This window comes from Achromobacter sp. Marseille-Q4954, assembly GCF_943737025.1.
GTDB classification, from domain to species: Bacteria; Pseudomonadota; Gammaproteobacteria; order Burkholderiales; family Burkholderiaceae_B; genus Achromobacter; species Achromobacter bronchisepticus_A.
Window position 1 is genome coordinate 2,568,642 of record NZ_CALSFQ010000001.1, and the last position, 13,809, is coordinate 2,582,450.

General features: G+C 66.7%; 15 protein-coding genes. 5 read left to right on the top strand and 10 right to left on the bottom strand.

Translation table 11 applies throughout. The annotated features are described in order from the left end of the window. Nucleotides 1–3: 3 nt before the first annotated feature. A complete protein-coding gene (locus NGK62_RS12105) occupies nucleotides 4–384 on the bottom strand; it encodes a MerR family transcriptional regulator (RefSeq protein WP_059376638.1) in 381 nt (126 codons plus the stop codon). A 72-nt stretch (nucleotides 385–456) separates the two neighbouring features. Here NGK62_RS12105 and NGK62_RS12110 point away from each other — a divergent pair, with 72 nt between their 5' ends. Next, the gene (locus NGK62_RS12110; protein ID WP_059376642.1) at nucleotides 457–1,524 is read left to right on the top strand and encodes an MBL fold metallo-hydrolase; all 1,068 of its coding nucleotides are present in this window, start codon (nucleotides 457–459) and stop codon (nucleotides 1,522–1,524) included. 8 nt (nucleotides 1,525–1,532) lie between these two features. Here NGK62_RS12110 and NGK62_RS12115 read toward each other — a convergent pair whose 3' ends face one another. Beyond that, a complete protein-coding gene (locus NGK62_RS12115; protein ID WP_251878476.1) occupies nucleotides 1,533–2,561 on the bottom strand; it encodes a Bug family tripartite tricarboxylate transporter substrate binding protein in 1,029 nt (342 codons plus the stop codon). A gap of 181 nt (nucleotides 2,562–2,742) precedes the next feature. After that, nucleotides 2,743–3,369 (bottom strand): LysE family translocator, encoded by a 627-nt coding sequence (locus NGK62_RS12120; RefSeq protein ID WP_251878478.1) that lies wholly within the window; start codon nucleotides 3,367–3,369, stop codon nucleotides 2,743–2,745. Between the two features lie 134 nt (nucleotides 3,370–3,503). Here NGK62_RS12120 and NGK62_RS12125 point away from each other — a divergent pair, with 134 nt between their 5' ends. Further along, complete coding sequence (locus NGK62_RS12125) at nucleotides 3,504–4,229, top strand: nitroreductase (protein ID WP_251878481.1); 726 nt, start codon at nucleotides 3,504–3,506, stop codon at nucleotides 4,227–4,229. Between the two features lie 82 nt (nucleotides 4,230–4,311). After that, complete coding sequence (gene metC / locus NGK62_RS12130) at nucleotides 4,312–5,505, top strand: cystathionine beta-lyase (RefSeq protein ID WP_059376655.1); 1,194 nt, start codon at nucleotides 4,312–4,314, stop codon at nucleotides 5,503–5,505. A gap of 21 nt (nucleotides 5,506–5,526) precedes the next feature. Here the strand turns inward: metC and NGK62_RS12135 are convergent, their stop codons facing one another. The 5 genes from NGK62_RS12135 to argS form a co-directional block, all read right to left on the bottom strand. Continuing rightward, on the bottom strand, nucleotides 5,527–6,504 hold the full coding sequence (locus NGK62_RS12135; protein ID WP_251878483.1) for an alpha/beta hydrolase: 978 nt from the start codon (nucleotides 6,502–6,504) through the stop codon (nucleotides 5,527–5,529). After that, nucleotides 6,483–7,694: an ABC transporter substrate-binding protein gene (locus NGK62_RS12140; protein WP_119449842.1), complete on the bottom strand. Its 1,212-nt coding sequence runs from the start codon at nucleotides 7,692–7,694 to the stop codon at nucleotides 6,483–6,485. Before NGK62_RS12140 ends, NGK62_RS12135 begins: the two co-directional genes overlap by 22 nt. 136 nt (nucleotides 7,695–7,830) lie before the next feature. Beyond that, entirely contained in the window at nucleotides 7,831–8,460 is a 630-nt protein-coding gene (locus NGK62_RS12145; RefSeq protein WP_054455603.1) for a thiol:disulfide interchange protein DsbA/DsbL, read from the bottom strand. 81 nt (nucleotides 8,461–8,541) lie between these two features. Further along, nucleotides 8,542–9,294, bottom strand: coding sequence for an SPOR domain-containing protein (locus NGK62_RS12150; protein WP_251878486.1), 753 nt, complete (start codon nucleotides 9,292–9,294; stop codon nucleotides 8,542–8,544). A gap of 9 nt (nucleotides 9,295–9,303) precedes the next feature. Beyond that, the gene (gene argS, locus NGK62_RS12155) at nucleotides 9,304–10,986 is read right to left on the bottom strand and encodes an arginine--tRNA ligase (protein WP_175181657.1); all 1,683 of its coding nucleotides are present in this window, start codon (nucleotides 10,984–10,986) and stop codon (nucleotides 9,304–9,306) included. A gap of 320 nt (nucleotides 10,987–11,306) precedes the next feature. On the opposite strand from argS, the gene NGK62_RS12160 reads away from it, so the two are divergent. Together NGK62_RS12160 and NGK62_RS12165 are read left to right on the top strand one after the other, a co-directional pair. Next, a complete protein-coding gene (locus NGK62_RS12160; protein WP_059376669.1) occupies nucleotides 11,307–11,654 on the top strand; it encodes a DUF1840 domain-containing protein in 348 nt (115 codons plus the stop codon). 89 nt (nucleotides 11,655–11,743) lie between these two features. After that, nucleotides 11,744–12,061, top strand: a complete 318-nt coding sequence (locus tag NGK62_RS12165; RefSeq protein WP_059376671.1) for a hypothetical protein — start codon at nucleotides 11,744–11,746, stop codon at nucleotides 12,059–12,061. 75 nt (nucleotides 12,062–12,136) lie between these two features. Here NGK62_RS12165 and NGK62_RS12170 read toward each other — a convergent pair whose 3' ends face one another. Both NGK62_RS12170 and NGK62_RS12175 read right to left on the bottom strand, forming a co-directional pair. Then, nucleotides 12,137–12,937: a carbohydrate ABC transporter permease gene (locus NGK62_RS12170; RefSeq protein WP_042795754.1), complete on the bottom strand. Its 801-nt coding sequence runs from the start codon at nucleotides 12,935–12,937 to the stop codon at nucleotides 12,137–12,139. Beyond that, nucleotides 12,934–13,809 (bottom strand): carbohydrate ABC transporter permease, encoded by an 876-nt coding sequence (locus NGK62_RS12175; RefSeq protein ID WP_059376674.1) that lies wholly within the window; start codon nucleotides 13,807–13,809, stop codon nucleotides 12,934–12,936. The genes NGK62_RS12170 and NGK62_RS12175 overlap by 4 nt, the downstream gene beginning before the upstream one ends.

Below are 13,809 nucleotides of genomic sequence, written 5' to 3' on the forward strand. Positions count from 1 at the left end.
CCCCTAGGGCTTTTGCGCGAGCAACTCGCGGCATTGCTGTTCCTGCTGCGCGATCTCGCGCAGGGTATCCTCGATGTCGCGGCGCTGCTGTTCCAGCGTGGCGCGGTGCTGTTCCAGCACGCTCAGGTACTGGCGCAGCTGAACCTCGGTGTCGCCCGGCCCGTCGTACATGTCGATCAGGGTCAGGATCTCGGACAATTGCAGGCCCAGGCGCTTGCCGCGCAGGGCCAGTTTCAGGCGCGTGCGGTCGCGTGGCCCGAAGACCCGGTTGCGTCCTTCACGCGCCGGGCTGACGATCCCCTGGTCTTCGTAGAAGCGGATCGTGCGGGGCGTGACGTCGAACTCGCGGGAGAGCTCTGAGATAGTCCAGGTTGACGGGGACATGCGGCTTGTGGCAGTTTACGTAAACGTAAATTATGATGACTTGACCCAATCGTCAAGCGTGGAGGAGAGGCAATGAATCCGAACGAACAGAAACTGCAGTACCCCTGGGCCGATTTCCAGCCCGAAGCCGGCCGTTCGCACGGGGTGGCGGATGGGGTCAAGTGGATCAGGATGCCTCTGCCGTTCGCGCTGGATCATATCAACCTCTGGCTGCTGCGCGACAACATCGACGGGCGCGACGGCTGGACCATCGTCGACTGTGGCATCACGCGCGATGAAGTGAAGACGCTGTGGGAACGCGTGTTCGAGACCGAGCTCGAAGGCCTGCCGGTGCTGCGCGTGATCGTCACCCACATGCACCCCGACCACATCGGCCTGGCGCACTGGCTGTGCGAACGCTGGAACGCCCCGCTGTGGATGACGATGACGGACTTCATGGTGGCGTCGCTGTGGTCCTCGCGCCGCGGCGAGGCCGGCGGCGGTCCGGGCGGCCAATCGGCGGTGGATCACTTCGCGCGCCATGGCCTGACCGACCCGGACGCGCAAGAGCAGATCCGCCAGCGCGCCAACTACTACCCCAACCTGGTGCCGGCCGTGCCCGCGCGCTACACCCGCATCATGAACGGCGATGAGGTGCGCATCGGCGGGCGCGACTGGCGCGTCATCGTGGGTTACGGCCACGCGCCGGAACATGCCTCGCTGTATTCCCCGGACCTGCGCGTGCTGATTTCTGGCGACATGGTGCTGCCGCGCATTTCCACCAACGTCAGCGTGTTCGATTACGAGCCCGACGCGAATCCCCTGCCCCTGTACCTGCGTTCGCTGGATGGCTACGCCGACCTGCCCGAAGACACGCTGGTGCTGCCATCGCACGGCCGGCCTTTCAAGGGCCTGCACGAGCGCATCGCGCAACAGCACGAACACCATCGCGACCGCCTGGCGGAAGTGCTGGAAGCTTGTGCCGTTCAGCCGCAATCGACCACGGACATCGTGCCGGTGCTGTTCAAGCGCAAGCTCGACCTGCACCAGCTGACCTTCGCCATGGGCGAGGCGCTGGCGCACCTGCACGCGCTGTATTTCGAAGGCAAGCTCAAGCGCGCGCTGGGCGCGGACGGCATCGTGCGGTTCTCGGCCGCCTGAATCCGGCCTCAGTCCAGCGTCACACCTGCGTCGGTGGTCAGCTTTAGAACGATCGGAAGATAGGTCTGGTACTCGGCCTCGGCTTCGTGGGGCAGGTTTCCGATCGGCTCCAGATCCATCGCGAGCAGCCGCTCGCGGACCTCAGGGCTCTGCACCGTGGCGCTGATCTCGCGACCCAGGCGTTCGACGATGTCGGCGGGCGTTTGGGCAGGGGCAAGCAGCGTCGTCGGCGTCACGGTCCGATACGCCTCATCGTCGTAGCCTGCCTCGGCCATGCTCGGTACGTCTGGCAGGCTGCTGATCCGTTTTCCGCCGAGCACCGCGAGGGCGCGTATCTTGCCGGCGGCGAGGTGCTGCCTGAGGGTGTACGCGGAAGCCAGGGCCACGTCGATCTGGCCGGCAAGCAATGCCGTCACGATCGGCAGTTCACCCTTATAGGGAACGTTCAGGATGTCGATGCCATAAGTCTTGTTCATGTAGCGCTGAATGACGTGCGGCGGGGAGCCCGGTCCCCACGAACCCATTCGAAGCGCGCCAGGTTCTTTTCTTGCGTGCGCGATCAGCTCCTCCATGTTCCTTACGGGCAACGAACCGTGGACCACGATCACGCCCGAACTCTTGGAGATATCGGAGATCGGCCGCAACTCGGTGCGCGGATCGTAGGGGAGCTTCTTGTAGAGCACGAGGTTGGCGGTGATCGGCGTGGCAAGGGTCAATAGCAGGGTGTAACCGTCCGGGGCCGATTTGGCGACGTGATTGGTGGCGATGATGCCGCCTGCGCCAGGCTTGTTCTCCACGAGCACGGGCTGGCCGAGCCGCTTGCCCAGGCCTTCGGCTACCGATCGTGCAATGACGTCGACCTGTCCGCCAGCCTGGTAAGGCACGACCAGGCGCAAGGGCTTGGACGGATAGTCGGTCTGGGCGTGCGCAGGCAAGGACAGGCATGCCAGCGCAACGGCAGCCCATCCGGCCCGCCTGGCAACCGTGGCCAGCGCTTGGGTGGGGGCTTTCCTGCGCAAGTGTTTGCTTAGATTCATGGCCACGCTCCTTGCGCCGCAAGGGGGGCTATCGGTGTCCGTGCCTATGCCTTTCCTGGGGCGATGCGGCAATCTTGAACCGCCGGCCCAGGTCCGCAAACGTCAAATTCCACATATGCTCATGAAGAATGCGCGTGGCTCTCTCAGAGCGGGCGCATTTGCGAGGGCCTGCCCCGCCCGTTCAACGCGAGGCCGTCGCCAGCCGCACGGCCAGCCCGACGAACACCAGCGCGGCGACCCGGTTCAGCCAGCGCTTGGCCGTCACCGAACGCTGCAGCAATTCCCCGAACGCGCCCGAGAAGAAGGCGATGGCGCCGAACACCAGCAGCGTCGACACCATGAACACCGCGCCCAGCTGCATGGTCTGCAGGCCCACCCGGCCCAGCGCCGGCGAGGTGAACTGCGGCAGGAAGGCGAAGAAGAACAGCAACACCTTGGGATTGGTCAGGTTCATCACGATGCCGCGGCGATAGAGCGCGCCGGGCTTCATGGGTTCGGGGCGCTTGCCGTCCTCGGCTTCGACCGGCGCGCGCAGGATCTGCCACGCCAGATACGCCAGGTACGCGGCGCCCGCCAGCTTGAGCACGGTGAAGGCCATGGGCGAGGCCGCGAACACGGCCGCCAGCCCGACGGCCACGGCGGCCGTATGTCCCAGCAGTCCCGTGCACAGCCCCAGCACCACGAACATGCCGGCCTTGCGGCCCCAGATGGCGGATTGCATCAGCACGAACAGGTTGTCGGGCCCCGGGGTCAGGGCCAGCAGGACGGCAATGCCGAAGAATGCGATCAGGGTGTCGATGGGCAGCATGGGGGTCGCCTGGAACGGTTCGGCCGGCTCTGGAAGAGCCGGAAGTGGCATCATAAAGGGAAAGACGTGCTCATCATGCATGCCGCATGCGTCCCTGGCGGGCGTGTGCGACCCGATCAGGAGAGACGACCGCCATGCCCTTCACCGCCATGCCGCATTCCCCGCAACCCTTGCAGGACGCAGACGCGCGCCCCGATGCCGCACTCGAAGCGTGGCTGCATGCGCGCCACAGCTGCCGCGCCTTTCTGCCCCAGCCCGTCGCGCGCGGCACCATCGAACGCATCCTGGATCTGGCGCAGCGCGCCGCGTCCTGGTGCAACTGCCAGCCCTGGCAGGTGACGATCACCGAAGGCGCGGGTACGGAACGCCTGCGCGACGCGCTGCAACGCCGCGCGGAACAGTCTGGCTTCACGCCGGATTTTCCGTTTCCGCGCGAATACCAGGGCGAGTACCTGGCCCGCCGGCGCGAATCAGGCTTCCAGCTGTATGGCGCGGTCGGCGTGGCTCGTGGCGACCGCGAGGCATACCGCCGCCAGGAAATGCGCAATTTCCAGTTGTTCGATGCGCCGCACGTGGCCATCGTCACCACCGACGAGGCGCTGGGCGAATACGGCGCGATGGATTGCGGCGGCTATGTGGCCAATTTCCTGCTGGCGGCCCAGGCCAACGGCGTGGCGACCGTCGCCCAGGCATCCTTGGCCATGTATCCGGAAGTGCTGCGCGATGAACTCGGCATCGCCGCGGATCGCCGCGTGGTCTGCGGCATTTCCTTCGGTTATGCCGACACGGCGCACCCCGCCAACAGCTATCGCACCAGCCGCGCACCGCAATCCGAAACCGTTACCTGGATCGGCGAATAGGGACAGGCCGCGCCTGGCCTGATATGGTTCTTCCTGATCGCTTTTATTCCGTCCCTGTCCATACGCAAGCAGTCCACTGAAGATGCCCACCAAACACATCGATACGCTTCTGCAGCACGCAGGCACCGCCCCGTTCAACCCGGAAACCGGCACCGCGCCGGTACCCCTGCCGCCGATGCGGGCCAGCACGGTGCGCTTCGAGAACCTCGCAGCGCTCGAAAAGGCCCAGCGCAGCAAGGCGGCAGGCGGCCGCGCCTCCACCTACGGGCGCATGGGCATGGACACGCATGCGGCGCTGGAAGAAGTCTTCACCCAGCTCGAAGGCGGCACGCATTGCTACCTGGCGTCCTCGGGCCTGTCGGCGATGACCATGGTCATGATGGCCCTGTGCTCAGCCGGCGACCACGCCCTGATCTCGGACTGCGTCTATGGTCCGATGCGCGAACTCGACGACGCGGTGCTCAAGCGCATGAACATCGAAATCACCTACTTCGCGGCCGGCGAGGACCTCGAAGCGCTGGTGCGTCCCAACACCAAGCTGCTGTACGTCGAATCTCCGGGATCGCTGCTGTTCGAGATGCTGGACATGGGCGCCATGGCCGCTTTCGCGCAGAGCCACGGGCTGGTGCTGGCCACCGACAATACCTGGGGTTCGGGCTACATCTACCGTCCCCTGACGTTGGGCGCGCAGGTATCCGTCATCGCTGGCACCAAGTACGTGGGCGGGCACTCCGACCTGATGCTGGGCGCCGTCGTCACCAATGACGAACAGATTGCCCGCAAGCTCAACCGCACGCAGTACGCCATGGGCTATTCGATCAGCGCGGACGACGCCTGGCTGGCTTTGCGCGGCGTACGCACCATGCCCATCCGCATGGCCCAGCACGCGCGCCATGCCTTGCAGGTATGCGAATTCTTCAAGAGCCGTCCCGAGACCGTGCGCCTGTTCCACCCGGCCTGGCCGCAGGATCCCGGCCACGCCCTGTGGCAGCGCGATTGCACCGGCTCCAATGGCATGCTTTCCGTCGAGCTGCGCCTGTCGCCGGCGGCCGCGCGCGTGTTCGTGGATTCACTGACGCTCTTTGGCATCGGCTTTTCCTGGGGCGGCTATGAAAGCCTGGTGCAGCTGGTGTCGAGCAAGGACCTGGCCAAGCACCGCTATTGGGGCGAAGGCGACAACGCCCTGGTGCGCCTGCACATCGGCCTGGAGTCGCCGGACGACATCATTGCCGACCTGACCCAGGCGCTGGAAAAGGCCGCCGCCGTCCAGGGCTGAGCGGCGCAAGGCGCGGCGGCCTCAGGCGGCCGCGCCGCGTATCCACGCGCCGATGCGCGCGGCGATGTCGTCGCTGTTGTCGTCCATCATGGGCATGTGCGAATTGCCGGCAATGCCCATGTCGGCCAGGCGCCAGGTTTGCACGCGGGCGCCTTGGCGCGTCAGCTCATCGGCATAGGCCTGGCCGGTGGCGCACAGCTTTTCCCATAGCGGCGTCGCGTCCAGGTAGTCGCCATAGACGAACAGAAAGGGCTTGTCCGCCACGGCTTGGGCCGTCACCTCGGACGAGTAGCCCGAGGGCTCGATGCCGATGACCCCGCGCACCAGGTCCGGCCGCGCGTGCAGCGCGCGGTAGGCGACTTCGCCGCCGTGGCTGTGCGCCATCACCAGGCACGGTCCGACGCGGTCGAGCACCGCGCAGAACCCCTGCAATGCCGCATCGTTATTGCCCAGCCAGCGCGGCACTGCATGGCGGATGAAGTCGTCGAACGCGGCGACCGGAAAGCGCTGCCCGTCGAACGCACGCCGTGCCGGATAGTCCTCGGCGCGGCCGAAGCGGAACAGCGTCCAGCTTTCCTCGGCATTGCGGATGATGGGCGGCTCGGGCCAGACCTGCGTGAACGGCGCCCAGCCCGCGCGGCCGCGCTCGACGTTGTCCACGACGTACACCGCATGTCCCTGCCGCAGGAAATGCTGCATCCAGCCCGGCCTGCCATCCGGCGTCTGCTCCCACATCGCGCCCGTCATGCCGCCGCCATGCAGCAGCACGATGGGCAGCGGATGCGCCAGCCGCGCCGGGATGAAGTACTGCACGTAGGCCTGCTCGAAGTGATACAGCCCGTTGGGGTCATACGCCAGCGAAGCGCTTTGCGTGAACGCGATATCGCGCCGAGGCAGGCCGTCGATGCGCACCTGCCGCCCGCCCGCGTAGAAGCTGCCGAAGTCGGCCAGGGCCACTGCCTGGGGAACCGCGTGCGTCATGGCTTGACCAGCGGGCATTGGCTTTCCGACAAGGGCCAGGCCAGCGCCGCGCCGGGGATGTTGCGCACGATGTTGTAGTAGTCCCAGGGCGCCTTCGACTGCGCCGGCGTCTTGACCTGCGCCAGCATCATGTCGCGCACCACCAGGCCGTCTTCGCGGATGCGCGCGTTGAGGCTGAACGGGTCGTCGATGGGCAGCGATTTCATCTTGGCCATGACGGCGTCGGCGTCCACCGTGCCTGCCGCCTTCACGGCCTGCAGGTAATGGCGCACCGAGCCGTAGACGCCGGCTTGCAGGAAGGTGGGGGGACGCCCCACGCGGGCCTCGAACTTCTTGGCGAAAGCGCGCGTGCCGTCGTTCATGTCCCAGTAGGACGGCACGGTCAGATAGGTTTTCTGCGCGGCTTGCAGGCCCAGGCTGTGCACGTCGGTGATCAGCAGCAGCATGGCCGCCAGCTGTTGCGCGCCGCCGATGCCGAATTCCGCGGCCTGCTTGATGGCCGAAATGGTGTCGCCGCCGGCGTTGGCGATGGCGATGATCTGCGCCTTGGATGCCTGCGCCTGCAGCAGGAAAGACGCGAAATCCGAGGCGTTCAGCGGGTGGTAGACGGTGCCGACCACCTCGCCGCCGTTGGCCTTGACCACGGCCTCGGTGTCCGCCGCCAGCTGCTTGCCGAAAGCATAGTCGGACGCCAGGATGAACCAGCGTTTGTTGCCCTCGTTGACCACCGCGGTCGCCGTGCCGCGCGACAGCGCATACGTGGTGTAGGTCCATTGCACGCCGTAGGGCGAGCACTGCGCCTGGGTCAGCGCGGTGGTGCCAGGACTGGAGAACAGCACCAGCTTTTTCTTGTCGCGCGCGATGCCCTGCACCGCCAGCGCGACCGACGAGTTGGGCACGTCCACGATCACGTCCACGCCGTCGGTGTCGTACCACTTGCGCGCCATGCCGCTGCCGATGTCGGGCCGGTGCTGGTGGTCGCCCGAGACCAGCGAAATCGGCTTGCCCAGCAGGGTGCCGCCCATTTCCTCGATGGCCAGGCGGGCGGCTTCGACCGAGCCGCGGCCGGTGGCGTCGGCGGTGACGCCCGCCATGTCCGTGAGTACGCCGATCTTCACGCCGTCGGTTTCGTTGGCTTGCGCCAGGCCGGCGGCCAGCGCCAGGCACAGGCCCAGCATTGCGCGTTTGCGCGGGAATCGCTGCTTCATTTGTCTTCCACCCATTGTGTGCCGCTGTTGCGGCGATTTGTTGTGCGGAAAGTGTAGCGCGGGCCCAGGCGGGAACTGCAAAGAAAAACGCCCCGGCCGGCAGGCTCGGGGCGTTGTGGATTCCGGCTGGAACGTATCAGTTGCGCGCCAGCGGGATCAGGCGGGTCACTTCCTTCAGCGCGCCTTCGTAGCTGTTGCCCGCCATGACAGGCGAGGTCATGAACTTGCCGCCGACGGCGAACGACGGGGTGCCGTCGATGCGGTAGGCGTCGGCCAACTGGGTGGCGCGCTGCACCTGCGTCTGCACGCTGAACGAGTCGAAGACCGAGTCGAACTTCTCGCGGTCCACGCCCTGCGTGGCGATCCATTCGCCCATCGCCTTCTTGTCGAACAGGCGCTTGTGCTCGCCGTGGATGGCGGCAAAGACCTTGGGGTGCAGGTCCGGGCGGTCCAGCGCCAGCAGCGTGTAGTAGAGCTGCTGCAGCGGCTTCATGCCGGCGTTGAACGCGATCGGAACCTGCTTGAGCACCACGTCCGGCGGCGCGGTCTTGGCCCAGTCCTCAACCATGGGTTCCATGGCGGCGCAGTGCGGGCAGGTATAGGCGAAGAATTCCAGGACCTCGATCTTGCCCGGGGTGTCCGACGGCAGCGGCGGGTTGATGGCGATGGACTGCTGCGTGCCTTGCGCGTGGCTAGCCGGGCTGAAGAATGCCGTGGCGGTCAGCGCGGCCGCGGCCAGGATGCGGATTATCTTGGGGGACAGCATGGATGAGAGGTTCCTGAGTAAAAAGTTACAGACAGGCCCGGGGCCGGATAAGTTCAATGCTTGCGCGCGCGGCGGCCCACATTACTGGCGCACCACCGCGGTTTCGATCTTGTTCTCGCCCAGGCGGCCGCGTGCCCGGTTCATGTCGTCCAGGCGGGCAAACGGGCCCACCCTGACCCGATTGATGGGCTTGCCGTTCACTTCGGCCTTTTGCACCGCCACCGGCAGACCCAGCAGGATGATGCGGGCCTTGAGGGATTCCGCGTCGTTCTCGCCCCGGAAGGCGCCAGCCTGCAGGTAATACGTGCCGTTGGCCGCGGACGCGGTGGCGGCCGGCTTGGGAGCCGGCGCGGGCGCGGCGGCGGGGGCGGCCTTGGAGATAGGTGTGGGCGCCTGGCTGGGGGCGGCGGACGGCGCGGCCGAAGCCACGGCGGGCGCCTTGGACGTAGGCAGGGTGGCAATCAGCGCGCCCAGGTCGTCCAGCTTGGCGGGGGTATCGTCGCCCTTGGAGGCGGCGGGTCCGGTGGCCTGGCCTGTACCGGCCCCAGGCAGCGGCGCGGGCGCCGTGGCGGTCGGGCCGGTGGACGGAGTGCCGGCGCCGCCGTCGCGGCCGTACAGGCCGGCGTTGGGGTCTGGCGCCTGGCGCGGGTCCGGCAGCTTGCCGTTGTCGCCCTGGCGGCTGGCCCGGTCGACGAAGGGCACTGGCGCCTTGGTGACGTAGAAGGCGACGACGGCGGCCACGATCAGGCCGATGAGCAAGCCGGCCAGCGCGCCGTACAGGGTGCTGCCGCTTTCGCCGGAGGAACGGCGGGTGGTTTTGCGCTTGGTTGCCATGAACCGATGTTACATCCGCTCGGGCGCCGATACGCCCATCAGCTCCAGCCCGTTGGCCAGCACCTGGCGCGTGGTCGAGGCCAGGCGCAGGCGGGCCAGCTTCAGGGCCGTGTCGTCGACCAGCACGCGCTCGGCGTTGTACCAGGCGTGGAAATCCGAGGCGCAATCGCGCAGCCAGAAGGCGATATGGTGCGGCGACAGTTCCTGCGCCGCCAGCGCCACCACGTTGGGGAATTCGGCCAGGCGCTGCATCAGCGCGAATTCGGTCGGGGCGGTCAGCAGCGCCGCGTCGGCCTGGGCCACGTCGGCGGCCGGCATGGCGGCGTTGTTGATGACCGAGCAGATGCGGGCGTGCGCGTACTGGATGTAATAGACCGGGTTCTCGTCGCTCTTGGACAGCGCCAGGTCCACGTCGAACACGAATTCCGTGTCGGCGCGGCGCTGGATCAGGAAGTAGCGCACCGCGTCGCGGCCCACCCAGTCGATCAGGTCGCGCATGGTCACGTAGCTGCCGGCGCGCTTGGAGATCTTGACCTCTTCGCCGCCGCGCATGACCTTGACCATCTTGTGCAGCACGTAGGCCGGGTATTCCTTGGGAATGCCCTCTTCCAGCGCCTGCAGGCCGGCGCGCACGCGCGCCACGGTGCCGTGGTGGTCGCTGCCCTGGATGTTCACGGCGCGATGGAAGCCCCGCTCCCATTTGGCCTTGTGGTAGGCCACGTCCGGCACGAAGTAGGTGTAGCCGCCTTCGCTCTTCCGCATGACGCGGTCTTTGTCGTCGCCCGTGCCCAGTTCGGTGGTGCGCAGCCACAGCGCGCCGCCTTCCTCGTAGGTGTGGCCGCCGGCGATCAGCGCCTTGACGGTCGCTTCGACCCGGCCGGAGGTGTAGAGCGAGCTTTCCAGGTAGTAGTTGTCGAACGCCAGGCCGAAGGCCTGCAGGTCCAGGTCCTGTTCGCGGCGCAGGTAGGCCACGGCGAAGACGCGGATGTCGTCCAGGTTGTCGACGTTGCCCGTGGCGGTGACGTCCACGCCATCGGAGTGAACGGTCGCGCCGGCCTGGAAGTCGCGCGCGATGTCGGCGATGTAGTCGCCCTTGTAGCCGTCGGCGGGCCACTCGGGGGAATCGGTCGTCAGGCCGCGGGCGCGCGCCTGCACGCTGATGGCCAGGTTCTGGATCTGGTTGCCGGCGTCGTTGTAATAGAACTCGCGGGTGACGTCCCAGCCGATGGCGTCGTACAGGCGGCAGATGGCATCGCCCAGCGCGGCCTGGCGGGCATGGCCCACGTGCAGCGGGCCGGTGGGGTTGGCCGACACGAATTCGACCAGGATCTTCTCGCCGTTGCGCGGCGCACGGCCGAAGGCGGCGCCTTGCTCGGCCACGGCGGCGATGACGGCCTGGCGCGCGGCGGCGGTGATGCGCAGGTTGATGAAGCCGGGGCCGGCGATTTCAGCGGACTCGATCAGGCTGGCGGCGCCGGGCTGGGCCATCAGGGCGTCGACGATGGCCTGGGCCAGTTCGCGCGGGTTGCGGCGGGCCGGCTTGGCCAGCTGCATGGCCACGTTGGTGGCGACGTCGCCGTGGGCGGCGACCTTGGGGCGCTCCAGCAGCACATTTGCCACGGCGTCGGGCAGGCTTTGCGCGACGGCGGCCTGGATCAGGGAGATAAGCTGTTTTTGTTGCTCGAGGAGCATGGGCGTCTGGAGAAGTTCTGAGTTAGTGACGGACGCGCCCGCACAGGCCGGGCCTGTCGGGCGGAGCGGACAGGGGCGGCGTAGCCGGGCGGACCGCGCGTGCCGGCTTCATGGCCGCGTCAGGTCCCGCTGTCACGGGAATCTCCTGAATCATAGCTTGATTTGGCCATGGAACCGGCCTGCGCCCTGGGCGGGAACGCCGCAAGGAAGGGTCCGGGGGGACACATGGCGCCGGTCGTCGGACCTGCTTCCCCAGGCCAGTTGGCAGTCCCCTGGTGTTGCGGTAGTGTATGTAAGTAATCAATGTGGGAGACTGGAATATGCTGATCACCTTTCATTCCAAGGTCGTGGCCGAGGTTCTGATGCTGACCGACCATGCCGGCGCGCTGCTGCTGGCGGCGGGCAAGTCCTTCAAGGACAAGATCCCGGAGCGCGGCGTTTTCACCGTCGAGCAGCTGGGGCCGGCCATCAGCGGCATCGAACGCGCGATCGAGGAATACCAGAGCGCCCATGACGGCTCCGAGGAAGAGGACGAGGACAAGGCCCCGGCCTCGCCCATGGCCCGCATGGTGGGCCTGAAGGAGCGCGCCTTCCCCCTGCTCGACATGATGCGCCAGTCCTTGGCGGCAAACGCCGAAGTCACCTGGGAGGTGTCGCGCGGCTGGTAAGCCGGCGAGCCCAATGTCGCCGGGCGGACAATCTGCCCGGCGTTTTTTGCCTACCCTACTCGCCTGACGCCACCCCAAGGAACCCTGACATGCGCAGCGACATCACCATCGTTTTCGATTCCCGCCGTTCGCTTGACCTCTCGGCCAGCGTCGAGCCCTCGCCGCAGCGCCAGAGCGATGCGCGCGACTGGTTCGACAGCGCTTGGGAAACGCTGGGCTGCGAACCGCTGCGTCCCAGCGGCAAGGTCCTGCTGCTGGACAAGGTGCTGGGCGTGGCCGATGCGCTGGGCTACGACACCCTGTCCTCCGACGAAAAAGAGGCGCGCGAGTTCGCGGAGCACCTGGCGCTGGCGCTGGAGCGTCCGCGCATCACCGTGGACTTGCCGGGGCTGACGGTAGGTTACTGAGCGATCCGGCCTCATCCCCAAGAAAAAACTGCCCCATAGGGGCAGTTTTCATTTGGGCCGGTCCCGCAGGCGGGTCTAGCGGATGCCAGCCCGCATGAACGATTGCACGAATTGCCGCTGGAACAGCAGGAAGGCGATCAGGAGCGGCGCCGCCGACATCAGCGTGGCGGCCGTGATGACCGACCAGTCGATGCCCTGGTCGGTTGACGAGAACACCTGCAGGCCCACCGTCAGCGGCCGGGATTCGACCGAGTTGGTGATGATCAGCGGCCACAGGAAGTTGTTCCAGTGGTGGCTGACCGACACCAGCCCGTAGGCCACGTAGATCGGCTTGGCCAGCGGCACATACACCTTCCACAGCACCTGAAGCGCGTTGGCGCCTTCCATGCGCGCGGCTTCTTCCAGTTCCCGCGGCACCGTCTTGAAGGTCTGGCGCAAGAGGAAGATGCCGAAGGCGGATGCAAAGTAAGGCAGGCCGATGGCGAACACCGTGTCGCGGATGCCCAGCTGGCTCATGGAGCGGTAGTTCTCCACCAGCAGCACGTCCGGCATGATCATCAGCTGCAGCAGCACCAGCATGAAGACGAAATCGCGGCCGCGGAACTCGAAGCGCGCGAAGGCGTAGCCGGCCAGGGTCGACAGCACCAGTTGCGCCGCCAGCACCATGGTGACCAGCAGGAAGGTGTTGAGGAAATAACGCGGGAACGGCGCCGCGTGCCAGGCGCGCACGAAGTTGTCCAGCGTCAGCGGCGCGAACAGGTCGAAGCGGGTCGCGTAGGCGGGCGGGTGGAACGCCGCCCACATGGCATAGGCCAGGGGCAGGATCCACAGCAGGCCGAGCGCCCAGGCGCCCAAGGTATCGAGCTTGTCTTTCATTGATAGTGCGTCCTGCGGTCCAGCCAGCGGAACTTGACCAGCGCGGTCAGCGCCAGCACCACCAGCAACACGACGGTCAGCGTGGCGGCGTAAGCCGTGTCCCAGAAACTGAAACCCACCTGGTAGATGTAGTACAGCAACAGCGTGCTGGCGTTATCCGGCCCGCCGCGCGTCATGACCACTACGTGGTCCACCAGCCGGAACGCGTTGATCAGGGCATTGATCAGCACGAAGAGCGTGGTGGGCATGAGCAGCGGCCACAGGATGCGGCGGAAGTACTGCCAGCGCGACGCGCCTTCCAGCATCGCGGCCTCGCGCAGCGACGGCGATACCGTCTGCAGGGCGGCCAGGTAGAAGATCATGAAGAAGCCGGCTTCCTTCCAGACCGTCACCAGCATCAGCGCGGGCAGCGCGGTCTCGCGGTTGCCCAGCCAGTTGGGGCCCGTAGCGCCGAACAGCTGCATCACCTGGGCGATCAGGCCGTACTGCGGCGTGTAGAAGAACAGCCAGATGTTGGCCACCGCCACCATGGGCAGCACCGTCGGCGTGAAGTAGGCCATGCGCAGGAAGCCGCGCCCGCTCAGGTTGCGGTTGACCCACAGCGCCATGACCAGCGCGATGCCGATGGACGTGGGAATGGTCCCCAGCGCAAACCACAGGTTGTTCCACAGCGACTGCCAGAACACCGGGTCGTCGCGCATGACGGCGTAGTTGTCCAGCCCCACGAAGCGCGCGGGGCGCGCGCCCTTGGGGGTGGAGAAAAAGCTGTGCCATAGCGTCGCCACCGCCGGGTAGTGCGTGAAGGCGGCGAGCAGCACGAGGGCTGGCAGCAATAGCAGCCAGCCGTACAGCGCGTTTAAAGAGCGGCTCAT